The sequence below is a fragment of the Ruegeria sp. A5 genome (assembly GCF_056543005.1).
The window spans coordinates 408,457-432,344 of record NZ_JBQGAV010000003.1; the positions used below are offsets into that span (position 1 = coordinate 408,457).

The 23,888-nt window shown below is 54.5% G+C and carries 22 protein-coding genes, 1 pseudogene and 1 riboswitch; of the genes and pseudogenes, 14 read left to right on the plus strand and 9 right to left on the minus strand.

The genetic code is table 11. The features are described 5' to 3' along the window. Positions 1 to 186: 186 nt before the first annotated feature. The 5 genes from ACR0AY_RS10115 to ACR0AY_RS10135 form a co-directional block, all read right to left on the minus strand. Positions 187 to 912 carry an alpha/beta fold hydrolase gene (locus tag ACR0AY_RS10115; protein ID WP_170423485.1) on the minus strand — a complete coding sequence of 242 codons (726 nt, stop codon included), beginning with the start codon at positions 910 to 912 and terminating at the stop codon, positions 187 to 189. After that, positions 909 to 2,465, minus strand: coding sequence for an ABC transporter permease subunit (locus ACR0AY_RS10120; protein WP_170512084.1), 1,557 nt, complete (start codon positions 2,463 to 2,465; stop codon positions 909 to 911). The genes ACR0AY_RS10115 and ACR0AY_RS10120 overlap by 4 nt, the downstream gene beginning before the upstream one ends. Continuing rightward, entirely contained in the window at positions 2,462 to 3,517 is a 1,056-nt protein-coding gene (locus ACR0AY_RS10125) for a quaternary amine ABC transporter ATP-binding protein (protein WP_170512086.1), read from the minus strand. Before ACR0AY_RS10125 ends, ACR0AY_RS10120 begins: the two co-directional genes overlap by 4 nt. Before the next feature lie 89 nt (positions 3,518 to 3,606). Next, positions 3,607 to 4,572 (minus strand): ABC transporter substrate-binding protein, encoded by a 966-nt coding sequence (locus ACR0AY_RS10130; RefSeq protein ID WP_170512088.1) that lies wholly within the window; start codon positions 4,570 to 4,572, stop codon positions 3,607 to 3,609. A gap of 29 nt (positions 4,573 to 4,601) precedes the next feature. Continuing rightward, entirely contained in the window at positions 4,602 to 6,884 is a 2,283-nt protein-coding gene (locus ACR0AY_RS10135) for a DUF1989 domain-containing protein (protein WP_480454102.1), read from the minus strand. A gap of 158 nt (positions 6,885 to 7,042) precedes the next feature. Between ACR0AY_RS10135 and ACR0AY_RS10140 the strand changes: the two genes are divergently transcribed. After that, positions 7,043 to 8,053 carry a LacI family DNA-binding transcriptional regulator gene (locus tag ACR0AY_RS10140; protein ID WP_170512092.1) on the plus strand — a complete coding sequence of 337 codons (1,011 nt, stop codon included), beginning with the start codon at positions 7,043 to 7,045 and terminating at the stop codon, positions 8,051 to 8,053. Positions 8,054 to 8,444: 391 nt separating this feature from the next. On the opposite strand, the pseudogene ACR0AY_RS10145 reads toward ACR0AY_RS10140, so the two are convergent. From ACR0AY_RS10145 to ACR0AY_RS10160, 4 genes and pseudogenes are all read right to left on the minus strand, one after another. Then, a pseudogene (locus ACR0AY_RS10145) lies at positions 8,445 to 8,672 on the minus strand (transposase); the annotation flags it as partial. 59 nt (positions 8,673 to 8,731) lie between these two features. Beyond that, positions 8,732 to 10,270 carry a glycosyltransferase family 2 protein gene (locus ACR0AY_RS10150; RefSeq protein ID WP_480454104.1) on the minus strand — a complete coding sequence of 513 codons (1,539 nt, stop codon included), beginning with the start codon at positions 10,268 to 10,270 and terminating at the stop codon, positions 8,732 to 8,734. 71 nt (positions 10,271 to 10,341) lie between these two features. Beyond that, positions 10,342 to 11,472 (minus strand): glycosyltransferase family 61 protein, encoded by a 1,131-nt coding sequence (locus ACR0AY_RS10155; protein ID WP_170512096.1) that lies wholly within the window; start codon positions 11,470 to 11,472, stop codon positions 10,342 to 10,344. A 522-nt stretch (positions 11,473 to 11,994) separates the two neighbouring features. Then, on the minus strand, positions 11,995 to 12,867 hold the full coding sequence (locus tag ACR0AY_RS10160; RefSeq protein ID WP_170407505.1) for a hypothetical protein: 873 nt from the start codon (positions 12,865 to 12,867) through the stop codon (positions 11,995 to 11,997). 475 nt (positions 12,868 to 13,342) lie between these two features. Between ACR0AY_RS10160 and ACR0AY_RS10165 the strand changes: the two genes are divergently transcribed. The 13 genes from ACR0AY_RS10165 to ACR0AY_RS10225 all read left to right on the plus strand — a co-directional run bounded on the left by ACR0AY_RS10165 (position 13,343) and on the right by ACR0AY_RS10225 (position 23,753). Continuing rightward, complete coding sequence (locus ACR0AY_RS10165) at positions 13,343 to 14,338, plus strand: glycosyltransferase family 2 protein (RefSeq protein WP_170512098.1); 996 nt, start codon at positions 13,343 to 13,345, stop codon at positions 14,336 to 14,338. Between the two features lie 72 nt (positions 14,339 to 14,410). After that, entirely contained in the window at positions 14,411 to 15,106 is a 696-nt protein-coding gene (locus ACR0AY_RS10170; protein WP_170509380.1) for an FkbM family methyltransferase, read from the plus strand. 398 nt (positions 15,107 to 15,504) lie between these two features. Beyond that, positions 15,505 to 15,605: riboswitch (TPP riboswitch) on the plus strand. 79 nt (positions 15,606 to 15,684) lie between these two features. After that, positions 15,685 to 16,473, plus strand: a complete 789-nt coding sequence (gene thiD / locus ACR0AY_RS10175) for a bifunctional hydroxymethylpyrimidine kinase/phosphomethylpyrimidine kinase (RefSeq protein ID WP_170512100.1) — start codon at positions 15,685 to 15,687, stop codon at positions 16,471 to 16,473. Then, positions 16,470 to 17,498, plus strand: a complete 1,029-nt coding sequence (locus ACR0AY_RS10180; RefSeq protein WP_170512102.1) for an FAD-dependent oxidoreductase — start codon at positions 16,470 to 16,472, stop codon at positions 17,496 to 17,498. Before thiD ends, ACR0AY_RS10180 begins: the two co-directional genes overlap by 4 nt. Continuing rightward, on the plus strand, positions 17,495 to 17,692 hold the full coding sequence (gene thiS / locus ACR0AY_RS10185; protein ID WP_170512104.1) for a sulfur carrier protein ThiS: 198 nt from the start codon (positions 17,495 to 17,497) through the stop codon (positions 17,690 to 17,692). Before ACR0AY_RS10180 ends, thiS begins: the two co-directional genes overlap by 4 nt. A 1-nt stretch (position 17,693) precedes the next feature. Continuing rightward, the gene (locus ACR0AY_RS10190) at positions 17,694 to 18,464 is read left to right on the plus strand and encodes a thiazole synthase (protein WP_170512106.1); all 771 of its coding nucleotides are present in this window, start codon (positions 17,694 to 17,696) and stop codon (positions 18,462 to 18,464) included. Further along, positions 18,461 to 19,057, plus strand: coding sequence for a thiamine phosphate synthase (locus ACR0AY_RS10195; protein ID WP_170512108.1), 597 nt, complete (start codon positions 18,461 to 18,463; stop codon positions 19,055 to 19,057). Before ACR0AY_RS10190 ends, ACR0AY_RS10195 begins: the two co-directional genes overlap by 4 nt. After that, complete coding sequence (locus ACR0AY_RS10200; RefSeq protein ID WP_170512110.1) at positions 19,054 to 20,022, plus strand: HesA/MoeB/ThiF family protein; 969 nt, start codon at positions 19,054 to 19,056, stop codon at positions 20,020 to 20,022. Before ACR0AY_RS10195 ends, ACR0AY_RS10200 begins: the two co-directional genes overlap by 4 nt. A 42-nt stretch (positions 20,023 to 20,064) precedes the next feature. Continuing rightward, positions 20,065 to 20,973 carry an ABC transporter substrate-binding protein gene (locus ACR0AY_RS10205; RefSeq protein WP_480454117.1) on the plus strand — a complete coding sequence of 303 codons (909 nt, stop codon included), beginning with the start codon at positions 20,065 to 20,067 and terminating at the stop codon, positions 20,971 to 20,973. Beyond that, positions 20,970 to 21,641, plus strand: coding sequence for a thiaminase II (gene tenA, locus ACR0AY_RS10210; protein ID WP_170512112.1), 672 nt, complete (start codon positions 20,970 to 20,972; stop codon positions 21,639 to 21,641). Before ACR0AY_RS10205 ends, tenA begins: the two co-directional genes overlap by 4 nt. Beyond that, entirely contained in the window at positions 21,638 to 22,363 is a 726-nt protein-coding gene (locus ACR0AY_RS10215) for an ABC transporter ATP-binding protein (RefSeq protein ID WP_170512114.1), read from the plus strand. The genes tenA and ACR0AY_RS10215 overlap by 4 nt, the downstream gene beginning before the upstream one ends. Beyond that, positions 22,360 to 23,013 (plus strand): TenA family protein, encoded by a 654-nt coding sequence (locus tag ACR0AY_RS10220; RefSeq protein ID WP_170512116.1) that lies wholly within the window; start codon positions 22,360 to 22,362, stop codon positions 23,011 to 23,013. The genes ACR0AY_RS10215 and ACR0AY_RS10220 overlap by 4 nt, the downstream gene beginning before the upstream one ends. Then, complete coding sequence (locus ACR0AY_RS10225) at positions 23,010 to 23,753, plus strand: ABC transporter permease (protein ID WP_170512144.1); 744 nt, start codon at positions 23,010 to 23,012, stop codon at positions 23,751 to 23,753. The genes ACR0AY_RS10220 and ACR0AY_RS10225 overlap by 4 nt, the downstream gene beginning before the upstream one ends. Positions 23,754 to 23,888: the final 135 nt, after the last annotated feature.

The following is a 23,888-nucleotide window of genomic DNA, read 5'->3' on the forward strand; positions in this document are numbered from 1 at the left end:
CGGGCCGTTATTACCATTTACCTATGGTTGCCATTGCTGCGATTTGGCCCTTAGTATCGGTCATTCGCTGCATCTGCGATGGCAACTCCTCCAATTTGATATAGCGGCCATTTAAGATCGGGTGTGCAATATATTCTACGCCGCAGAGACGCTAAAATCAGCAACGCTATCAGCACAAGCATCTTTTTAGGTCCGGCGTAAGAAATCCGACAGCACAACATTGAAGATATCGGGTTTTTCCAGATGTACCGCGTGGGCGCAGCCGGGAACGACGGAAAGCTCAGCCTGATTGATCGACGTCCAAAGTTGTTTGGTCTGTGTCCACGAATACGTGCGGTCCATGTCACCCCAGATCACCAGAGAGTTAGCTTTGATGGCAGAGAGATAATCATCGGCGCGCCAAGCGCGCATTGCGTCCAGCCCCTTGAGCATCGCATCCGGTGTACATTGCGCTGCAATCTCAGCGCAGTCTGAGTAAGCTTCAGCAGACCGGCCATCCAAGAACCATGTCGCAGCGATGCGGCGAGCTGTTTCCTGGAAACCCTCGGTTTGGGCACGCCGTTTGCTTTCCTCGATTGTCTCGAAACGGTCGGGCAGGATGCCAACCGCGCCAGTGGAGTAAAGGATCAACCCACCTATCCGTTGCGGGGCACGATGTATCATTTCCTGCGCGATCATTCCGCCCATCGAATGTCCCAAGAGATTGAATTGTTCGACGCCAAGGTGGAATAGATGTTCCAGGACCCAATCAGCAAATCCGCCGATCGTGTCGATGCTAGGTAAGCCTGCATTCTGTCCGAACCCAGGCAAGTCGATCGTGATCAGCTTTTGTGTTTCTGAAAGTTGGTGCTGTTGCGGTGCCCATTGCGCGCCTCCACCCATGAAACCATGGACTAGGACAAGCGGCCTCACTTTCGCTGTCCCTGCACAATTCGGTCAAGTATCATGGCGCAAAATAGGATGGCAAAACCTGCAAGGATTCCCTGCCCGACATTGGCGTATTGCAGCGCCTCAAGCACGTCTTCGCCCAGACCCTTGGCGCCAATCAACGAAGCTACCACGACCATGGCGAGCGACAGCATGATGGTTTGGTTGATTCCTGCCCGGATCGAGGGGCTAGCCAGGGGCAGATCGACCTTTGTGAGCAAGTACCATTTGTTTGCGCCAAAACTGATTGCCGCTTCGCGCACGCTTTCAGGCACGCCGCGCAGGCCCAGTACGGTCAGGCGCACCACAGGAGTACCGCCGAAAATCATCGTGACAATAACGGCTGCGGGCTTGCCAACGCCAAAAAACGCGATCACAGGCACCATGAAGACAAACGCCGGCATGGTTTGCATGAAATCCATAATTGGTTGGATGAAAGCATAAAAACGCGGGCGCCGTGCGGCGAACATTCCAAGTGGAATGCCTATCACGATTGAGAGACAAGCAGCAGTGCCTAGCAAAGCAAGTGTCGTCATTGCCGCCTCCCAGAAGCCCAAAAGGCCCATATAGGCAAGGAAGGCTCCTGAATAGATGGCCGTGCTGATACCTGCCGTTAGCCATGTTAGCAGAATGATCAGGCATGCAATTACAATCCAAGGAGTCTGGACAAGTATGACCTCCAAGGCATCGAGCAACGCGCGGATGCCAATCGTCAGCCCATCAAAAAAAGCTTCACTGTTGCGGACACAAAATGCGATGAAATCTTCCACCCAAGTTATGCCGGTCAAACGGATATCGGGATCTGTTGGAAAGTGACTGAGCAATGAAAAACGCCCGGGGAAGCTGTAGTGCATCATTGCCGCCGTCACGATCAGCGCCATAAAAATTGTGCTGAACACGATCTCTGAAACAGGCATAGCTGAACGGATCGAACGATCCGAAATCCATTCTGAAAACCGTGCCTCAAGCGCCCAGTTTGCCACAACCGATTGCACCGCTTTTATGACCAACAGAATAATAAGGCCCGACAATATGATCGCGGGACCTTGGGCGGCCAATGCTTCGGCTTCGGCTCGTATACCGCCGATATTGGCCTCAAGAGATTCGACAGTACGCTGGTAGACATCAACCTTGTCGGAATTTGCTTCGATCGCAGCAGCCAATTGCTGACGGCGCAACTCCAATGTTCCTTCAATTGAAGCGATACGAGCCATCGCGTCGGCTGCGAGATCTCCAAAAAGACCGCGGGCAATCTGCACATAGGCAAGTGTTTCAATGATTAGGAATGGGAGCGCCCATGACCACAAGCCACGCGCTCCGAACCAGATTGGACCGAAAATCCCGGCCATCGGATTGAAGGTCGCCGTAAAGCGAGCGGACGCGCCGATCTTGTCAAAGTTTTTGATGTAATAATCGGGGTTAGTACGTACAAATGTGCGAATGTTCTCGCGCCGCTCTTCAGCATAGGCCAGAGCAGCTTCGCTTTCGGTATCTTCCAGCGGGTTTACGCCATCAGGGTTCGCGTCGGATGTGCTCATGATACTTCCGTCCCCTCGATTACTGTGCGCAGCAAATCGGCGCGGGTAATCAAGCCCACATCCTTGCCGCCGTCCTCCACCAGGATGGCGCTGCTGTGGTCAATCGCCAAATTGATCAGAGTGCTAAGATTTTCAGCCTCATTGACGCGCGGTGCATCTGCGTCCAACGGGCCATGGGTGGCTACATAGTCTGAAATCGGTTGCATCACTGCGTGCGCGCGCACCACTTTGAGGCGCGAGATACCCGCTACGAAGTCTGCCACGTAATCGTCGGCAGGGTTCATAACGATGTCTTCGGCAGTGCCGATCTGAACCACTTTGCCGTCGCGCATGATTGCAATTCGATTACCGATGCGCACCGCTTCGTCCAGATCGTGCGTAATGAAGATGGTAGTCTTCTTCAAAATCTTACTGAGCCGAATAAATTCATCCTGCAATTGTCGTCGAATGAGCGGATCGAGCGCCGAGAACGGCTCATCCATCAACAGCACATCCGGGTTCGCAGCCAATGCGCGCGCCAAGCCCACGCGCTGCTGCATTCCACCGGACAACTCGTGCGCGAATTTTGACCCCCAGGCCCCCAACTCGACAATGTCCAGAATCGCGGCGGCCTGCCGCATACGTTCATTTTTGCTAACTTGTCTGATTTCCAGCGGTAAGGCGACGTTGTCCAAAACCGAACGGTGCGGCATTAGAGCGAAGTTCTGAAACACCATACCGATTTTGTTGTTACGGAACTGCTGAAGCTCTTGCGGCCCCAGTGCCATAACGTCGGTTCCTTCGATCTCAATCTTGCCACCGGTAGGTTCCAGAAGCCGATTGAAGTGGCGCACCAACGTGGACTTGCCACTGCCAGACAGGCCCATGATGCAGAATATCTCACCGCGGTTCACAGACAGACTGACATCGGCCACACCGACAACACAGTTGAATTCAGCTAGTACCTCGGCTTTGCTCAGCCCACGCTCACGGATTGCCTGTAACGCGACTTCGGGTTTCGCCCCAAAAATCTTCCAGACATTCGAAATTTCAATAACCGTATCGTCGCCCATGCGTCCCCCAGCGGCCTCGGAATGGGCCTTGTTGGCTCAGGGTGGCAGCGAAGTGGAGCTGCCACCATGGATGTTGCTTCAGGTTGGGCTCAAAGCCCCAGCCAGCCGTCTACGCGCTCGGGGTTCGCTTCGACCCATTCTCTTGCGACGTCCGCCGGGTCACGGCCGTTGGCACTGATTTCGAAAGCAAAGGCCGAAACATCATCGGCCGTTAACTGAAAGTTTGCAAAAAACTCAGCAATGGCTGGCGAGCGGTCAACGAGCGAGTTGGACCATGCGATTTGCACGTTCTTAAGCGCGTCCTTGGTGGCAACCGTCGACTTGTCATACCAATCCGGATCATCAGACGGTTGCACCATCACATATTTTTTGGGGTCAAATGTGGGTTCCGACAGCATTTCCACGTCAAACATGTACCAAACCGCGTGCGGTTTATAGCAATAGAAGGCATAGCCCTCGCCCTTGGCGATGCTATCCTTGATACGCGCTGTTTTTACGCTTTCTTCGGCACGAACCGGTTCGATAAAGTCCAGCAGGCCATAGTCGCGTACTTTGACTTCGTTCACATTTGCCGAAGCCCAGCCTGGCGCACCGATCCACATTTCGCCGAGGCCATTCCCGTCACTGTCCATCAGCGCGGCGACATCCGGACGACCCAGATCGGCAATATCGGTGATGTTGTTCGCTTCACCAAAGTCCTTGGATACACAAAAGCCTTGATTTCCTTCGTAAGGGTTGGACGACAAGGTGACCGTTCCCGCGTCATCTACGTATTTTTGAGTAAAACTTTGTTGATTAGGTAGCCAAACATCAGGGTGAACATCGATGTCGCCCTTACCTTGGTCCATCGCCTGGAAAATCGTAGCGTTATTGCCGGGTACATACTCGACTGTGCCTCCGATCCTCATCTCGACAACCGCGCCTAGAAGATGTGCGATTGCCTGAGCACCAGTCCAGGATGGGACTCCGATTTTTACCTCTTCAGCCGCAGCGGCGGGCAGGGCCAAGAGGCCCAGCGAGACTGACACTGTCAGGGATTTCATGCTTATATTCATAGTAACTCTCCTGCTGGTAAGTTGAATTCTTATGCGCGCGCCCGCTTTCGTTGCGGGTCTATGAATGGAATTTCTGTGACTTTCGCACCAAGGCGTTTCATGCGCCCGTCAAGCTGCCCGATTTCCAGCCTATTTTCAGTTTTCGAGTGTTCCACCGAAAGGCGTGCGATCGCGATACCGTGCTCAAGCAAAGGAGACTTGGTTGCAGAGGTAATCACCCCGACCTGTCTTTCTTTTGCAAATACCGCATCTCCATGTATGGGAATATCGTCAGTTTCCAAAAGTAATCCCTTGAGAACCTGCCGCGGACTCTGCCAATTACGCTCCAATGCTGCCTTGCCGGTGAATTCGGCCTTGGTCAGATCAACAGCAAATCCCAGGCCGGCCTCGAACGCGTCGACGCCTGGCGCAAATTCAGCATTTGCAGCTGCTAGGCCCGCTTCGATCCGGATGATCTCCAGCGCGGCTGATCCCATAGGGGTGATCCCGAAACCTTCACCTGCTTCCATGATTGCGTCCCAAATGGCTACGGCATCGGCCTTTGAACAGAAAATCTCGTACCCGAGTTCCCCAGTGTAGCCAGAGCGGGACAGCATAAAAGGTGCCCCTTCGCGACCATTTAATCGGGCAACAGTACAGCCAAACCATTTGAGCTGATCAAGGGAGGGCACATGTGGTTGTGTGAAAACGATTTTGCGCAAAACCTCTCGGGACTTCGGCCCTTGCAAAGCCAGGTTTGGTAGCGAATTCCGCAGATCATGGATACGCACTTGGAACCCGCGTTCCTCCGCCAATGACTGCAATGCCCGACCGCTCTCCTCGGCGCCACAACACCAGCGGAACAGGTCATTTGCGAGTCGGAACAACGTACCGTCATCTATTACCGCGCCGGTATCGTCACACATCAGCGTGTAAGTACCCCGCCACTCCGGCAGTTTGGCGACATTGCGCGTGGTTGCCAGCTGCAACAGTTTCTCAGCGTCTGGCCCAATGATGTCGAATTTACGCAACCCACTCATATCCTGCAAAGTTACTGCTTCTCTGCAGGCCCAATATTCGCCCAATGTACCATATGACGGAAAGCTAACAGGTGCCCACATGTCCCGCGCGGGCGCAAAATGTTGGGTCAGCGGCTCCAGACGCTCGTGAAAGGCCGATTCCTGACTTATGGACATGGGGGCATCTTCCTTTTCGCGATAAGCGACCGCACGGCGGATTGGAGTATCTGGACGGTAGATCCGCACGTGCACATCTGTGGGATTCCAGCCATTTATCGGGTCAATGTCGTCTGGGCACGCCGTGGAAGCGCATACCAAGTCTTCCATTGCTCGCATTGCGACGTAATCACCTGGGCGCGAATAGCTTTCATCTACCAGCAGTTCGTGGGAATTTTGATCAATCCAAGTATTCCAGAAGAAATTAACTGCAGGCCAGGCCGCGCGGCGTCTAACACCATATTGCGCCAGTGTTTCCGAAATGTTGTCAGAACAGTTGACATGGCCTGGAAAACCTCGCTCAGCGTATCCCCGTGCGGTGCAAGCCAACCCGTAAGTATCGTGTCGTCCGCAAGTGTCATGAACGACATTTAGAAGCGGGTTCATGTCACTATCGAAAAACTTGTCGAGCATACCAGGGCCAGGATAAGCGCGCCGGACCAAAGACCGAGTTGCGGTACTGTCGATCAGCCATTCCTCGCCTTTTTCGAGTTTATCTGCTCGCATTGCGATAAAGTCCGAGCATTGTTGGCCCTCGACATCAATGATTTGGACTATTTCGCCTTGCTTAACTTCATATGACAATCCAGTGCCGCGCTTTACGGTGAATTCCTTTCGCATATCACCCAGGGGTTCGGGCAATATCGAACTACTGGCATTTGCCATTTGATGAGAGATACTGACTGATCCACCTCTGGACCCGGTTGCCAGTTGATCACGATCCATAGCCCGCATGATCCAAGCTGAAATTGTAGCACTGGCTTTTAGAACGATCAGATCATCGTTTTCAGGAAGGTAAGCGATACCAATCTCGGATTCTGGTTTACCTCCCTGAGCTGCAATCCAATTGATCAGTTTTTCGCCATCTACTTTGGAGAAATCCAAAACTCCTGCTTTAATAAGCGCTAGCGACACAAGCGCATCTCCGCCCACTTCGTCAAAAGCAATGACTTGCAGTTGGTTTTTAGGCCAATTGCCTGTCACCGACAGAAGATCACCTGGTCGCATGATAACATTCAGTATTTCGCGCGGACCTAGCGTATATGTTTTTCCGTGCGACGGCTTCTGAAACCCTGGGTAAAAGCGTCCAGGCGTCATGTAACCGCTATTGCTGAACTCATGTAGTATCGAATAATCGCGCATCGTATTCCAAAGTGAGTCGCTTATTGTAACTAGTTACATAATCTTGATGAAACTAGTTACATGTGTCAAGGTAACTGTCGCGAGATCGAGGATATCCAAGGAATTCAAAGGAATTGACCGAGCAGAAATATAAGAAGCGCGCGAACCTTCGGGATGTTGCCAAGGCGGCAGATGTTTCCGTTGCGACGGTGTCGCGCGTACTGAATTCTCCGAAAACCGTGTCTGAAGACACGCGCCACCGTGTGCTTGATGTTATTTCGAAGCTGCATTTTGTACCAAGTGCTGCAGCCCGTGCGATCAATTCCGGGAGAACCCGAGTCGTTGGGGCCATGGTTCCAACTCTGGACAATGCAATATTCTCAAAATTTCTAGCTGCTCTTGAAAAAGGTTTGGCACTAAATGGTTTGTCACTCGTAGTCGCAACTACAAATGGCGACCCGGACGTAGAAACGAATAAAGCGCAAGGTCTGGTTGATATTGGTGCAGAAGCACTGATTGTTTCCGGCATCACACACAGTCAAGACTTCGAAAAGATCATCGAACGGACACGCCTCCCTGTGATCGCCACCTCCTACTATGAAAGGGACCACCATTTTCCGACCATCGGTTATGATAACGCCGGCGCTTCTTGCACCGCTCTCAATTTTCTTCTGTCTGCTGGGCATAGAAATATTGCCGTGATTCACGGGCCAACAAAAAACAACGATAGGACGCTGGCACGGCTTGATGGTTTGAAGAATCCGGATGTGAACCACACCCTGCAAATGTACGAAACGGAAATTTCAATAAAAGGTGGCTGCATCGCAACTCAGAATCTTCTTGCAGGGGACACGGCCTTTTCTGCAATTCTCTGTTTTTCCGATGTCTTGGCGATGGGCTCTCTTTTTGAGTTGCAAAGAAAGCGGGTAAAAGTGCCTCATGAAATGTCAATTGTTGGCATCGACGATCTGCCCTCTTCATCCTGCACCTTTCCTGAAATCACGACCGTGCATTTGCCCGTCACACGGATGGGTGAAGCCACTGCCGCGGCGATAGTTGAGTGGTTGGAAAACCAAGCCGTTCCTAAATCGAAACTTCTTCAGGCTGAACTGATTGTGAGGAACTCCACACGAAAATTGGCATAGATTGGCTTCTTGTACTGAAAATAGACTGAAGCGGTGTTAAAATGTGTGTTTTTCATCTAAAAGCTGACGCAATGAACATATGACTGCCATTGGGCTACTTCCAGTGAAAGGATGCTTTGTCCGATCAACCGCCATTCGTTACCTGGCATTGAGCGCCTAGATTATTAGGTTCGCGACGGGCCGAACTCGAAAAGAATAGACGCCAAATCGACGGTTGCTTTGGGTTCGTAGCAGACTTCAGAGGCGACACAGCAACTCGTGATATAGTCCCTTGTCAACGCCGGCTTGACGGTGTGGGCGGACATGGTGGATCGGATGGTCAGTCATAGAAACGCTACACTTACCTGCCATTCGCGCACTTTGCCAGTTTGGAACAAAGGGCTTGTCGTCAGTCAGAAACGGCCTTCTGCAGAAGCTCATTCTCCTTCTGCAAACGCTTGAGTTCCTTTAGTTGATCGGCTCCCATCCCACCATATTGCTTACGCCACCGGTAGTAGGTTTGTTCCGTAATGCGAACCTCGCAGATCGCATCTGCACGCATCATTCCCTAACCAACAAGCACATCAACTTGTCGCAGCTTCTGATCAATTTCCTCTGCCTCGTGTCTCTTGATCGACATTCTCGGTCCTCCGCGATTCAATCATAACGGTGGCCCAAATCAAATGGGGTATTCCATTGTCAGCTTTGCATATCCGCATCTATGATGGCGCGGATCCGTTGTAAATCCTCAAGTTCGATGCTGGTGATCTCGTCATAAAGGTTGCGAAACTCGGGCTCATCCATCAAAAACTCAATCTTAGCCTGGTGCCAGGCAACAGCTTTTTCGTGTAGCTGCGCAATCTGCGGAATGGCTAGCAACGCTTCCATCGCCACTGACAATCTGGCCTGGTTGCGTTGGATAGTGACGTCCTGATACTGGTTCCAATCCATCCGTATCCAATAGTTGCGCCCGACAGTGCGATCCACATGAAGGGCCCGTCCGCGTTGACGCTTGACCAAGAAAGACTGCGCAGATCTTAGTGCGTAGTGGTTTAGCTGGACCAGTTCATAACCGATGGTCTTGATATCGGATCTCCAGCCATTCTTTGCCACTTTGTGCGTGATATCCTGACCCGATCCATTGACCCATAGCACCTGTCCGGCTTTTGCTTCTTTCAGCTTATTGGGCCGGTGACAGCTTAGTTTACGATAGGCACGAATATTCCTGGTGGCGGTCTTGAAGCCCCAAGCGGTATGCGGTTTGGGCAGATATGACGCAGCGCATCGGTCAAATTGCGCCAGGACCGACCTGTCTTCGTAGGTCTTTATCCCGGCCGACCCAAATTGCCGCCAGGTCATGGCAATATTGCTGACCCCCTCGGGCAGGCGCTTATAAAGTTCCGGCAGTGTCCCGTTACCAAAGCGGATGTTGATAAACTCATCCACATCAATATGAATAACCCAATCAGCACGTTTGACCACCTTGAGCTTTGCAGACTGGTTCAGAGCCCACTGTTGCGGGGAATTGCCCTTCCATTTGTTGTTGTCGACATGCGTGACCAGACCGGTTTTGGCCAGCGCATCCAGCATCAGATCCGTGCCATCCTCGCAGCCATTGGTATAGATAACAAAGTGATGCACCCCGATCGATTGGTGGTATGCAATCCATTCCAATAGGAAAGGGCCTTCGTTTTTCATGCAACCGATCAGCACCGTGCCGCTGGTACCCTCTGGCGGCCTGAGGTCCACCGGCACCGTGTCACCCATGGGTCGACTTTCGTCAAAACTTGTAAGGTCATTGCGCGGCAAGAAGCGACGGGCAAATGGCAGCACTTCTTTTGGAGTGGATTCTTCTTTTGCAGAGGAGGCCAGGGTAGAGAATGCAGGAGGCTGCGCAGTCAGATCATCTGGCCATTCAATCCGGTTAACTATCGCATCGGCACCAAATTGTGTGGCCCAAATTCTGGCGCGATCAGATCCTGAATCAAGATCAGTCAAAATCAGGATGTCGGCCGCCAATTGCCCCAAAACTTCGTGGACTCGACCAACAGAGACTTCCGTGGTGAGGTTTTCTGCTAGCCCTGGCATGGCCAAAAGCATGAACCGCGGTCGCTCATTAGCAATCGCACTGGCGAGTGCGGGCAAAAAATCGGGCGGCTCGGCCTTTGCACGTCTTCGCCGTGTAATCTGCGCAAACGTAACCAGTTGCTGCTGCAAATCTGCATTATCGATACTCAAAACAGACGCAACCCCATTGGCTTGGCGCGCCTGATCCCGAGCTGTGTCGCGTATATCCAGGATTAGCTGCATTAGTCAGCGGGCTCTTGATGGATGGGAACCAGCTGGTCGCCAAGGGCTTTTTCCAGTTTTCGGATGGTTCGCCGCCGCTGCCGCCAGAACATTTCTTCCCAGGCCAGATCAGGTGAGACAAATCCTGCATCGGCAAGCATTTTATGCAATCTGGACATGTCAAGCTCTCCAAGTGAATGGCGGTTGGGGCGACCGCGCGAAGCCAATACCCAATCAGTGCGAATGGCATTGGCGACTAAAGGCTCTTGCCCGCAAAAGGCCGCTAGCTGAGCTGAGATATTGTGATGCACCGAAGAAGTGCGGCGCGGGATCATTGCAACCTGCTGATCTGGACGGCCTACCAGAGCAAAAAGATGCAGTGCCGACCCGTCTAGTGCAACGATCTGACGGGCGGCTTTGTAACGCGCGATCTGCTTTTCCATCGGGTGTTGTTCCGGATAGAAAATCTCGTACCCGTTCTGGCGCAAATTCTCTTCGAGAAACTCTTCTCCGATAACGCCACCCCGTCGTATTCCAAGACCCGCGCGCGAGATATAAAGCCGCTCCGGCCCTTCAGGGGAAACGTCGGCGCCAAAATTTTGATGGATCAAGGCACGATATTCAGGTGTTCCCGCCACAATCGGGCCCAGCCCAAACCCCTGACCGGGCACATGCAGATGTTCTATCTGAGTTGGCTCGGTCACCACTTTGATTGGAAGATCAATACCCAGAAGCGTAAAAAAATTATGCTGCATAGGGCGTGTTTCATCCCCATTGGCGGGTCGCTTGGGGGTAAAGAGGACCCCATCAATATCCTTCGCGATTGCCGGCAGCGGCCAAAGACGTGCGGTGCTTTCAGCCAGAAAATGACCAAAGTGTACCCATAACAGCCCGGCATAAAGCCAGCGACCCGACAATTGCGGCAAAGGGTCTGTTGGCGATACCGGCTGGGTGGTCATGGCACGCTTTCCCCGCCAAAGCGCCCCATGCGCGCAATATTCCCGGTCTTCAGTCAGAACACCGGCTTCCTGCACCGTATCGGAGACTGCGGGCGGAACCACAATAGCCCGCTCAAGTGCAACAAGTTCACGTGACCATCCTTGATCAGGCTGAGGAGGTTGGTTCAGATCATTATCGTTAAGCGTAGACATCTTTGTTCACACCCGGTCAGAGCGACCGGGTCGACAAAGACATGCTTTTAGTCGGTCTTCTGGTGTTAAAGGCCGGGATAGATGATCGGCGAATATCCTTGTGATCTGTAGCCAGCTTCTTTGACATTCGCCTATCCCATAAACTGGACCCCAGATTAATCCAAGATCTGTGTTCGGGCTTCATAACATTCGGCCCTATTCACCCCAGTATTCTGATATGGCCGTACCTGCGCCGCTGCAAGTAATCGTAGTGAAATTTCTACGCCAGAAAAAGTAAAGGCTCTATCCGTAGAAAGACAATCGAATATGTTGACAGCGTCGCAGTTTATCATCCTTGCCTGAAGCGACCGCCACTACTTTGATTGCCAAGTTATTGTCCGTTGTACTCAATGCAATGGCCGGTTGGGAAACCGTCCGCCAAACAACTTGGCACTACGGTATTAGCAGATGACACCTAGTGTTATTGATTGCGATCGTCCGAAAATTGGACACAGACTGGCGCTTTTGACTTGCCCGGACACTTTAGTCTTGGTCAACAGACTTCAGCACATCCTGTGGCATCGCCTTAGAGGGATCGATGTCATGTTTCTTGCATAGCTTGGCGACCTGGCTGTTGGGATGCGGCAAAGGAAACCCACCGTCCATATTGTATTTCTTGCGCATGCTTGAGCCGCCAATGTGATGAACCCCCAACGCGTTTTCATCGAGCGATATGCGGGAAAACCGCGGCCGGAAATAATTCAAGCGCATGGCCGTAGGTTCTTGGGAATAGAATGACTCGGGTGGCAGGGCGTGTTTAACTTCACCGTTTTTGCCCAGAAAATACGAGATAGCCTGAGGCCCGAACGTATAAAATGGCAGCTGCGACAGGTTTTCCAACGGTACCGAGAAAGAGCCGTCTTCATTGGACTTGCCGATGGAAACATCAATATTCTTTTTCCACGGCCAGTCATTGGGGATCACGATCTCGGACCCGTTCATAAAGTCATGCATACCCTGCAATGTTGGAGAACTGTGCGGCAGCCGGAGAGCCGCATTGTTAAAATAGCGTTTCTCTTTTGCGAAAATATACGGAATGTCGGGGATCGGCTGCATACACAACATATCGCAATCCATCCAGATTTCGTCGGATTCCCGAAGCATGTTGATCCTGAAAAAATCCGACAACGGGGCATAAGCGCTGTTTCGCTTTTCGTTTCGCCATATTTTCAGGTGGTCAGGCAAGAAAATACGTGCATCCGCATTTTCAACGCCCGGTGGTGTGTTCGTGATTTCTTTCAAAGAGTACAACTTGACCTTATGGCCGTGATCCACAAAGCTTTTGAGGCAGAGTTGCTCGAAAAAAGTCAGACTGGATCCATGCCAAAACGATGAAATTACTGGAGAAATATCCATGCTGGATCGATGCCCGTTATATTTTTCACTTGCTCCGCATTAGCATGGCTCCGATATTCGATCCACTGGTTTAATGATCCCGATACAAGCGTAATTGTGATGGTGACCCAACCGTCCAATATGAACTGTCTGTAGCGCAGGTCCGTTAGTCAGAATTCTCGCACCTTTGTGTTTCGCGAAAAAGAATGAGCGGTAACGATCAAACTTTAGGGGCTCGCAATAAGCAGTAATTTGTTTGGTTACCTCAACTTTGGTCCAGTTTTCTCAGTCTTCCCCGACAAAGGTCGCAAGATCACCCAAACTGTCTTAAATCGGATCGTCCAATAAGACCTCAGGATGCTCTTGCTTAAGTCGGAAAATTCACCGATCAAGGTTGCCACAAATCCAGACTTACTGGGCAATAGAGGAAGCCGGTGACTCTAAAGACGTGCAATCAGCGATTTTGGCCCTTCCCAAACACAGGACTCATTTGAAGATGGCCACCTGGGGTGTCGTTACCATGGTCAAAGAGCCGCCAGAGCTGGTGGCTATATTTGCTTCCTATTATGCGTCACTCGGCGCGCAAGAGATCTTTATCTTTCTTGATGGTTATGATCCGAAAGCGCGGCAACTTCTGGCTCAGATACCGAACTGTCGCGTTGAAGTGATGGATGACACGTTTTTTCGAAGAAACTGGGACTGTGCTTATCCAGAAAACAGTTTCAGACGCCAAAGGCTGATAGCGACAAAAGCCTATCGAGAAGCAAAAGTTGATTGGATGCTTTTCCTCGATGCGGATGAGTATCTGCAAGCCGATGATTTTGCACAAGAGCTTGCTGACCTGCCCTCGGATGTCGATACGATTTCAATTCCTAATGGCGAGCGTGTGTTTTCAACCGAGGACACCACACCCGGACTTTTTGGTGGTCTCATGCTGAAGCCTAAGCACACCCGCGGCTATGTCGCCCGAAGCTTATTCGGAGAAGAACGACTCAAGTACAGCGACAGAGGATTTTGTGCGCATCGTTTCGGAAAAAGCGCCACCCGAACGGGGAAAAACATCAAGTTAGGTGTTCATGCGCCACAGCGGTGGAGAGGCAACATCAAGCGACATGTTTCTCAACAATCGGTCATTTGTCACTTTGACGGACTGACCGAAATCCACTGGATGCTCAAATTGCTGAGATATCATGATATGGGCACATATGAATCACCTAAGGGCAGCAACGATTTCCGCTATGAACAGGTCCAATTCCTGAAAAATTCATCTTCTATGAATGCTGTTCAAGAGCTTCATGACATTATCCGAAAATACGACAAGGACACGGAAGAAAGATTGAGGGGTCATGGTCTTCTCGATGATGTGCAGGTCCGCCCTTTCCGGGGTTTGGATACTTATTATCCTGAACACGAGTTTGACTTGTCGGTTGAGTGGTTCAACGAGGTTCTGAAGACGAATATGTCGGACCTCTATGCGAGATTACCGACATGATGTTTGATGCAAATAGTCTGACCTTATGCAAAACATACTCTACCGACCGCTCATCCTTGGAATGGAGCAAGAATGACCGAAACGAACCCTGATGTTGCGATCCAGTACCGTGGATTGAAGATACCTTCATCGCCATTTCTGGACGAAACGATCATGAATCTGATCGAGCAGGACAACTATGAAAGCTGGGAAATGGATGGCGCTTTGAGCGTCGTTCAACCTGAGGATCGTATTCTGGAAATGGGCGCCGGGCTGGGTATCGTGAGTGGTGTTGTCGCGCTCGAGAACAAACCAGAGGCCATTCTCAGTTTTGAAGCCAATCCAAATCTAATTCCACACATCCGTCGTTTACATGCCCTAAATGGGCTTTCAGACCGGATCGAAGTCCGGAATGCGATACTAAGCGCCAATCCAAAGGATCCCGACTCTATTCCGTTTCATATTGACGCTTCATATCTAGGGTCTTCAGTTTTTGATAATGAAGGTGAATCAACAACATCAGTGCGCGTAGCTAAAGCGGACTTCGAAGCGGTGAAACGAGAGTTCGCTCCGACGGTTCTTGTGATGGATATTGAGGGGGCGGAACTGGATTTCTTGAGGAATGCGGACCTGTCGGGCATTCGAGCCATTGTTATTGAATTCCATCGCCTCATTTATGGGCACAAAGGTGTCCGGGCCTGTAAAAGGATTCTTTCTAACGCGGGTTTTCTACGGCTGGACGATTTGTCTTGGAGGGTCGTTTGGACCTGCACGCGAGATCTTGGCTGAGCCCTCTTCATTGCGATGGGCATTTTTCGGGTTAGGTGAATTGTCCAAGGCAGTAGAGCGCCCTGACATGAGACTATCGGCTGGCTTGTTACCTGAATTTGCCCATCGCAATTCACGCGCTGCAACTATCTGCATCTATGAGCAGTAACTTGTGACAGAACCTCAAAAAACCGTTTCTGCCTTCAATCTCGGATCGCGGGGCTGATGAAACGACCACGGTGTCGGCGCTGTATGTCCCCGTCTTATTGTGTCGTTCTCCGGTCATAGCATATGGAAACGCCAGCATTTTGCGACACCACCAAAACCCCGAGTTAATCGAAATACTCAAGGGGAGGTCGCAACCACCAAACTGTGTGCAACAAAATTGTTGACGAGACCTGATCTCATCAATAATCGGTAACCATCTGTTGGGGTGCCCCTCGGGGCTGAGATGCTGACTTGCAAACCCATTGAACCTGACCCGGTTAGGACCGGCGGAGGAAACAGGCATACCGGGCGCCCCGTGTCACAACTCGTGTCACAACGCAGGCTACGGGTCTTTCCACGCACATCCTGACCATGACAATGAGGGATGTGCCATGGTTGCGACAGCATTAACGATTGCCGGTTCCGACAGTGGGGGCGGCGCGGGAATTCAGGCAGATCTCAAATCATTCGGCGCAATGGGCGTGTTCGGTTGCAGCGTGGTCACCGCGATAACCGCGCAGAATACCTGTGACGTGACCGCAGTACATCCGGTACCCGACAATGTGGTCGCGGCTCAGATCAAGGCGGTCCTGGACGACATCCGCATAGACGCCATCAAGATCGGAATGCTGGGCACGCCATCATTGGTCGAAACAGTGGCCCGTGCATTGGAAGGTTTTTTCGGACCTGTAGTCCTCGACCCCGTCATGGTGGCGAAATCCGGGGTCGCCCTGCTTGAGGATCAAGCGATTGCCGCGCTGAAGCAGTATCTTCTGCCGCACGCTGACCTGCTGACACCAAACCTGCCCGAGGCGGACAAGCTGCTGGGACAAACCCATAAGGGCGAAAGTGCCGGACTGGTTGCGCCGTTGCTGGCGCTAGGTCCTAAGGCAGTTCTGATCAAGGGCGGCCATGCCGATGGCATTGAGTGCCTTGATGTGCTGGCAAAGTCAGGGTTGGTTGTCACGCTGGGGGCACCGCGGATCGCGACCCGTAACACGCATGGTACTGGCTGCAGTTATTCCGCAGCAATTGCGGGCTGCCTTGCGCGGGGCATGGATCTTGAAACTGCGGTGCGGCGGGCGCATGGCTGGCTGCACGCTGCAATAAAACGTGCCGACGGGTTGGAGATTGGACAAGGCCATGGCCCGGTACATCATTTTCACGAGATGTGGGCATGAGCGCTGTCACCATACTGGGTGCAGGGGTTGCCGGGCTTTGCGTTGCAGCCGAGCTGGTGTCACGCGGTGTTTCCGTACGGATGATCGACCCGGCAGGTCCCGTGAATACGCATTCCTGCAGCTGGTGGGCCGGGGGCATGTTGTCGCCGGAATGCGAGGGCGCAGTCGCCGAACAGCCCGTTGTGGAACACGGGCGTAAAGCAGCGGATTGGTGGCAAAAGCAGGGGGCGCAGTTCGGTCTGGATGTGACCCGGAACGGTACCTTGGTTGTCGCTCTGGGCCGGGATCAGAGCGAGCTGACGACGTTTGCACGGCGCGCCGAAGGCGTGGAATGGCTGGACCGCGAGGGCATCGCGCTCCACGAGCCGCATCTGGCCGAGCAATTCGGCAAGGTGTTGTTCATCGCGAATGAAGCGCATCTCAATCCCCGCCCGATGTTGACCGGGTTGCATGCACACCTGGTGGCTTCGGGCGTTGAGTTTCTGACTGCAGGCGAAACGCTGGGTCAGGTCATCGACTGCCGTGGTCTCGCCGCGCAGGATCGGCTGAGCGATTTGCGCGGGGTAAAGGGTGAGATGCTCATCGTGCGCTGCCCGGACGTGTCGCTATCGCGTCCCGTGCGGCTGCTGCATCCTCGTTTCCCGCTCTACATCGTACCGCGCGGCGATGGCGTATTCATGTTGGGCGCAACCCAGATCGAAAGTGGGCAGCGCAGCCGCGCAAGCCTGCGATCCGTGATGGAACTAATGAATGCGGCCTACGCGTTGCATCCAGCCTTTGGTGAAGCCGAGCTGCTGGAAATCGGAGTCGATGCCCGCCCGGCCTTTGCGGACAATCAGCCACGCATCCGCCATTTCGACGATCGCATCATGGTGAACGGGCTGTACCGCCATGGCTATCTGCTTGCTCCGGCGTTGGCAGGGATGGTGGCAGATCTGGTGACCTGCGGCACGCAGCCCGCGCTTTGGTACGAGAACTGCCAAAACACGAAAATCGCACACAAAACACCGGGGAGAACCACATGAAACTGATGGTGAATGGTGAGGCCGTCGAGGCCAAAGGCCCCAGCCTTGCCGATCTTCTGGTCGAACTAGGCAAAGGCAATGACAAACTGGCCACGGCGGTGAACGAGGTGTTCGTTCCGGCATCAACACGTGCGACGCAAATGCTTTCCGATGGGGACCGGATCGAGCTGGTTTCGCCGCGGCAGGGGGGCTGACATGCCGGAATTCTACGGCAAGGAAATAGCGTCGCGCCTGATGTTGGGCACCGCGCAGTATCCGTCGCCCGCAGTGCTCGCCGATGCGTTTCGACGTTCGGGCGCAGGCATTGCCACGGTGTCGCTGCGTCGCGAGGCGGGTGGTGAAAGGGCCGGGCAGGATTTCTGGTCTCTGATCCGTGATTTGGGTGTCGAGGTGTTGCCCAATACCGCCGGGTGCTACTCAGTACGCGAAGCGGTCACTACGGCGCAGATGGCGCGCGAACTTTTCGAGACCAACTGGATCAAGCTTGAGGTGATCGGCCATGCCGACACTCTGCAGCCCGACCCGTTCGGCCTTGTGGAGGCGGCGCGCATCCTTGCCGACGATGGGTTCGACGTCTTCCCCTATTGCACCGAAGATCTGGTGCTGTGCGAGAAACTGATCGAGGCAGGCTGCCGGGTACTGATGCCCTGGGGTGCGCCGATCGGCACCGGATTGGGGCTGAATAATCTCTACGGCCTGCGCTCGGTCCGGGCTCATTTCCCCGAGGTGCCTCTGGTGGTCGATGCAGGGCTGGGTCTGCCGTCGCAGGCGGCACAGGCCATCGAAATCGGCTATGACGCGGTGCTGCTGAACACGGCGGTCGCTAAGGCAGGTGATCCGGCGGCGATGGCCGAAGCGTTTGCGCGCGCGGTCGAAGCGGGGGCTTTGGCCTTCGGTGCCGATGCGATGGAACCACGCGACATGGCCGCGCCCTCGACCCCTGTTTTTGGAAAGGCCATGTTGTGATCTTGCCGTCGTTCTACCCGATCTTCGATGACATCTCATGGCTGCGCCGAATGCTGCCGCTCGGGGTGCGGTTGGTGCAGCTGCGCATCAAGGAACATCCCCTGGATGCGGTGCGCGCGCAGTTGGCGGAGGCGCGGGATTTGTGCCGCGACCACGGCGCGCTGTTGGTGGTCAATGACTATTGGGAACTGGCGATTGAGCTTGACTGCGACTGGGTGCACCTAGGGCAGGAAGATCTGGATACCGCTGACCTTGACGCGATCCGAGCTGCTGGATTGAAACTTGGAGTCTCAACCCATGACGAAGCAGAGCTTAAGCGTGCGCTGGCTTTGCGGCCTGACTATGTGGCACTCGGGCCCGTTCATCCGACCATTCTTAAAAAGATGAAATGGCACCAGCAGGGTGTCGAAAAGCTGACCGACTGGAAGGCGCGGATCGGACCTATTCCGCTTGTGGCGATAGGTGGCATGTCGGTCGAGCGCGCGCCGGATGCGTTCGCCGCCGGGGCCAACATCGTGTCCGCCGTGACCGATATCACCTTGAAGGACGACCCAGAGGCCCGTGTACGCGAATGGCTAAGGATCTGCCCATGATCCGCTATGCCCGCCAGATTGCTGTACCCAGCTTTGGAGCGTCGGGGCAGGAAAACCAGCGCACCGCGCATGTACTGGTGATTGGCGCAGGAGGGCTTGCCGCACCAGTGCTGCAATATCTGGTCGGGGCCGGTGTGGGACGTATCCGTTTGGTTGATAATGATATGATCAGCCTGTCGAACCTGCACCGCCAAACGCTGTTCCGTGAACGCGACATAGGGCAATCCAAAGTGCAGGTGGCAGCACGTGAAATGATGGCGCTGAATGATGAGGTTCGGTTCGAACCGGTCCAGACCCGCTTTGATCCGGCCAATGCCCCGCAACTTTGTCAGGGCATCAATCTGGTGCTGGATTGTGCCGACAGTTTTGCCGCCAGCTATGTGGCCTCGGATGTTTGCCTTGCTGTCGATCTGCCGCTGATTAGCGCCAGCGTTGTGGGCTCGGATGGCTATGTCGGGGGCTTCTGCCACAAGGCTCCGGGTCTACGCGCGCTGTTCCCGGATCTGCCTGCAAGGCTGGGTTCCTGCGACGCCGATGGCGTGCTTGGCCCGACGGTGGGTGTGATCGGTAGTCTGCAAGCGCAGATCGCGGTTGCGGTGCTGAGCGGGGACCTTACGCCAATGGGGCGTCTGGTGACCTATGACGCCACCAGCATGCGCTTTGGCGGTTTTCGCTTTGACGGCGCACCGGATCCTGCACCAGAGCCGGACTTCATTGCGCGCGAAATGCTTCGGGCCGACGATCTGGTAATCGACCTACGCGCCGCAGATGAAACTGGCCCGGAGCTGGCCGGGGCTCGGCGCCTCAGTGTCGATGAAATCGATCCGCGTGACCCCCTTTTGCAAAACAACAGACGCCTCATCCTTGCCTGCCGTTCCGGTCTTCGGGCCTGGCAGGCGGCGATGCGGATTTCCACGAAAAACGGGCCCGAAATCAAACTTCTGGCCCTAGGTGACAACAACTGAAACGAGGAAACCGAATTGAAACATTTTCTGACCGTAGCGGCGATGCTGATGGCTACACCGGCGCTGGCACAAGACAAGATGACTCTGCTGCTGGATTGGTTCGTGAACCCTGATCACGGTCCGATCATCGTGGCGCAGCAAAAGGGTTATTTCGCAGACCAGAATCTTGAGGTCGAGATTGTGCCGCCTGCTGATCCCTCGGCCCCACCGAAACTGGTGGCCGCTGGGCAGGGTGACATCGCCGTGAGCTACCAACCAAACCAGCACCTACAGGTAGCCGAAGGTCTGCCGCTGATGCGCGTAGGTACACTTGTGGCGACACCACTCAGCTGTCTTCTGACACTAAAGGACGGCCCGATTCAAGAGATCAGCCAGCTAAAGGGCGGCAAGATCGGGTTCTCAGTTGCCGGCGTAGAAGAAGCGGTGCTGAGTGCCATGCTGGGCAAGCACGGTGTCGCGCTGGACGAGATCGAGATGATCAACGTCAACTTCTCGCTCAGCCCCTCGGTCATGTCGGGGCAGGTCGATGCGGTGATAGGTGCCTATCGCAATTTTGAGCTGAATCAGATGGAAATCGAAGGCGTCGAAGGCCGATGCTTCTATGTCGAAGAAGAAGGCGTGCCGACATATGACGAGCTGATCTATGTCGCCAACCCCGAGCTGATGGACAAGGACAAGGTGCGCCGCTTCCTGCGCGCCACCGAGCTGGCCACGCAATACATCGTCAACAACCCGGATGAAAGCTGGGAGGTTTTCAAAAGCTACGCGGAAGAGCTGGACGACGAGCTGAATGCAAAGGCTTGGGTCGACACCCTACCCCGCTTTGCCTTGCGTCCTGAGGCGCTGGACGAAGGCCGCTATATCCGCTTCGAGGAATTTCTGGCCAAAAGCGGCCTAGTCGAGGGCACCCGCCCAGTATCGAAAATCGCGGTCGATCTGGGGGCACAATGAACTACGGCACCTCATTTGAGGCGTGGCGAGCGGCGGCCGGGGAAACCTGGCCTGCCTATACCCGCCACGCATTCGTGCGGGGCATGGGTGATGGAACCCTCCCGCGCGCAGCGTTTCTGCACTATCTCAAGCAGGATTATGTCTTTCTGATCCATTTCGCCCGCGCTTGGGCGCTGGTGGTGACCAAGGCCGAGACCGTCGCGGATATGCGCCTCGCCGCGGGGACAGTGAATGCACTGATCAATGACGAGCTTGCGCTGCATATCGGCATCTGCGCCGAGGCTGGGATTTCCGAGGAAGAACTTATTGCAACGCAAGAGCGTCAGGCTAATCTTGCCTATACACGCTATGTGCTGGATGCCGGGCATTCAGGGGATATGCTTGATCTGCTGGCCACACTGGCCCCCTGCGTCATGGGCTATGGTGTGATCGGGGCGGAGCTTTCGGTGGCAAAGACCTCAGAAACCTATGCCGATTGGATCAACACTTATGGCGGGGAAGATTACCAACAGGTCTGCTGCGATGTTGGCGCGCTGATCGATGGCGTGGTAGCGCGGCGCATCGGGGATGACCCGCAAAACTGCCCACGTTGGGCAAATCTTTGCGACCGCTTCCACAAGGCGACCGAGCTTGAGGTCGGCTTTTGGGGCATGGCATCGCAGCCATGAGCCCGGCCCCCGCCCTATATCTGCGCGGATCACTGTCGATTGGCGACACATCCATCGCGCACGGCATTGATCTGCGACTTGATGCTGGGCGGTGGACCTGTCTTCTGGGGGCCAGTGGTGTGGGCAAATCCACAATGCTCAAGCTGCTGGCCGGGTTGGGAGATCACGTGTCTTTGGACGGTGAAATCTGGGCCTCGGACGGCGGCACGCTGGTCGGGCGGGTGGCCCTAATGGCGCAGAGCGATCTGTTGCTGCCCTGGCTTTCCGCGCTCGACAACGTGGCCATAGGGGCCCGATTGCGCGGCGAGAAATTCAACCGGGACCGGGCCGAGCAGGTACTGGTGCAAGTTGGGCTAGGCGCGCATCTGAACAAGAAACCGGGCAAGCTGTCCGGTGGGCAAAGACAGCGCGTGGCCTTGGCCCGAACCCTGATGGAAGACCGCCCCATTGTGCTGTTGGACGAACCATTTTCAGCCCTTGATGCCCTGACCCGGGTGCAGATGCAGGACCTCACCGCAAGGCTGCTGAACGGCCGCACCGTACTGCTTATCACCCATGACCCAGCCGAGGTGGCGCGGCTTGGGCAGAATATCATGATCATGACGCGCGACGGGCTGCACCCGGTCGAAACTCCAAAGGGCAGCATCCCGCGCCCCGTTGACGATCCGGGCGTGCTGGGCATCCAGGCCGCGCTGCTTAAACAACTCAGGACAGATAAATGAGCGCAAGCGAAACACTCAGGGCGCGCAACCAAGATAACTGGACCGCTGCCACCACACATGACTTTACTGATGCGCTGGCTAACGGAACGCTCGATCGTGACAAGATGGCTGGCTATTTACAGCAGGACTACCTTTTCGTGGAAGGCTTCGTGCGGTTGTTGGCCTCGGCAGTGGCACATGCACCCAGCCTTGCCGATGCAGTGCCGGGCGCACGGTTTCTGGGCCAGATTTGCGGGCCAGAAAACACGTATTTCATGCGTGCATTAGACGCGCTGGATGTACCCCAGGCAAGCGAAGCTGCACCCGAAACCCTGGCGTTTCAGGCCCTGATGGACGAGGCCCACACATCCGGGCGCTATGAGCGGATGCTGGCGGTGTTGGTGGTCGCGGAATGGGTCTATCTGGATTGGGCCAGCCCGGTCGAATCTAACGCCGAAGATCTGCCGTTCTGGCTGGGGGAATGGATCACCCTGCACTCAGGCGACGGGTTCGAAAGTGTAGTCGCCTATCTGCGTGGGCAATTGGACGCGATCTGGCCGACCCTTTCGGACCAGGCACAGGCCAAGGTCGCCGCCACCTTCGGCAAGGCAGTCGCCCTGGAGCGTGCCTTTTTCGATGCCGCATGGGCTGGATTCTCGATTGCCCGATGACGGGTTGGCGTGCAGGTATCGCCGCCACCGCAATGGCGTTGGCGCTTTGGCAACTGGTGGTTTGGGCCACCGGCTTGCCGCGCTTTATCTTGCCCCCGCCAGCGCTGGTTTCCGAAACCATTTGGAACAGCCGCAACCTTCTGCTGGAGCATGGGCTGGTCACCGCGACCGAAGTGCTGATCGGGCTGGCCCTTGGCGCAGTGCTGGGCGGGCTGTCGGCCATTGGCCTTGCCGCCTCACCGCTAGCACGCGCGCTGGTGCGACCAATTTTGGTGTTTTCCCAGACCATCCCCGTCTTTGCTCTGGCACCGATTCTGACCCTGTGGCTTGGCTTCGGGCTCGAGGCCAAAATCGCCATGGCGCTGCTGATCATTTATTTCCCGGTTACTTCGTCTTTCTTTGATGCACTGATGCGCAGTAATCGCGACTGGCTGGATCTGGCTCGGGTCATGGGGGCGTCACCTGCCCGAGTAATGTGGCACATCCGTATTCCATCTGCTCTGCCCGGATTTGTCAGCGGCCTGCGTCTGGCTGCCGTCTATGCCCCGATCGGTGCCGTCATCGGTGAATGGGTCGGAGCGTCGCGTGGGCTGGGATATCTGATGTTGCTGGCCAATGGCCGTGCCAAAACCGATCTGATGTTCGCCGCGCTGATCGTGTTGGCGGTACTCACCATCATCCTGCACGCAACGGTCAACGCCCTGTGCAATCGGTACCTGGATCAGCGTGATCAGATATGAACAAAGTACTGACCATCAATATACGCGAACGCGGAGATCGACTTTAATCGTGCCACCAGCTGTGATGAAAGAGCTCAAAGCTAGAGTACATTGATTTCCAGAGCGCCAAGTTAAACAAAGCTAATTGGTCGAGCG

Coding starts and splice junctions, on each gene's coding strand:
- ACR0AY_RS10120 (WP_170512084.1), bottom strand. CDS start 2,465: ATGAGCACATCCGACGCGAACCCTGATGGCGTAAACCCGCTGGAAGAT.
- ACR0AY_RS10125 (WP_170512086.1), bottom strand. CDS start 3,517: ATGGGCGACGATACGGTTATTGAAATTTCGAATGTCTGGAAGATTTTT.
- ACR0AY_RS10130 (WP_170512088.1), bottom strand. CDS start 4,572: ATGAATATAAGCATGAAATCCCTGACAGTGTCAGTCTCGCTGGGCCTC.
- ACR0AY_RS10135 (WP_480454102.1), bottom strand. CDS start 6,884: ATGACGCCTGGACGCTTTTACCCAGGGTTTCAGAAGCCGTCGCACGGA.
- ACR0AY_RS10155 (WP_170512096.1), bottom strand. CDS start 11,472: ATGTCTACGCTTAACGATAATGATCTGAACCAACCTCCTCAGCCTGAT.
- ACR0AY_RS10160 (WP_170407505.1), bottom strand. CDS start 12,867: ATGGATATTTCTCCAGTAATTTCATCGTTTTGGCATGGATCCAGTCTG.
- ACR0AY_RS10165 (WP_170512098.1), top strand. CDS start 13,343: ATGGCCACCTGGGGTGTCGTTACCATGGTCAAAGAGCCGCCAGAGCTG.
- ACR0AY_RS10170 (WP_170509380.1), top strand. CDS start 14,411: ATGACCGAAACGAACCCTGATGTTGCGATCCAGTACCGTGGATTGAAG.
- thiD (WP_170512100.1), top strand. CDS start 15,685: ATGGTTGCGACAGCATTAACGATTGCCGGTTCCGACAGTGGGGGCGGC.
- ACR0AY_RS10180 (WP_170512102.1), top strand. CDS start 16,470: ATGAGCGCTGTCACCATACTGGGTGCAGGGGTTGCCGGGCTTTGCGTT.
- thiS (WP_170512104.1), top strand. CDS start 17,495: ATGAAACTGATGGTGAATGGTGAGGCCGTCGAGGCCAAAGGCCCCAGC.
- ACR0AY_RS10190 (WP_170512106.1), top strand. CDS start 17,694: ATGCCGGAATTCTACGGCAAGGAAATAGCGTCGCGCCTGATGTTGGGC.
- ACR0AY_RS10200 (WP_170512110.1), top strand. CDS start 19,054: ATGATCCGCTATGCCCGCCAGATTGCTGTACCCAGCTTTGGAGCGTCG.
- ACR0AY_RS10205 (WP_480454117.1), top strand. CDS start 20,065: ATGCTGATGGCTACACCGGCGCTGGCACAAGACAAGATGACTCTGCTG.
- tenA (WP_170512112.1), top strand. CDS start 20,970: ATGAACTACGGCACCTCATTTGAGGCGTGGCGAGCGGCGGCCGGGGAA.
- ACR0AY_RS10215 (WP_170512114.1), top strand. CDS start 21,638: ATGAGCCCGGCCCCCGCCCTATATCTGCGCGGATCACTGTCGATTGGC.
- ACR0AY_RS10220 (WP_170512116.1), top strand. CDS start 22,360: ATGAGCGCAAGCGAAACACTCAGGGCGCGCAACCAAGATAACTGGACC.
- ACR0AY_RS10225 (WP_170512144.1), top strand. CDS start 23,010: ATGACGGGTTGGCGTGCAGGTATCGCCGCCACCGCAATGGCGTTGGCG.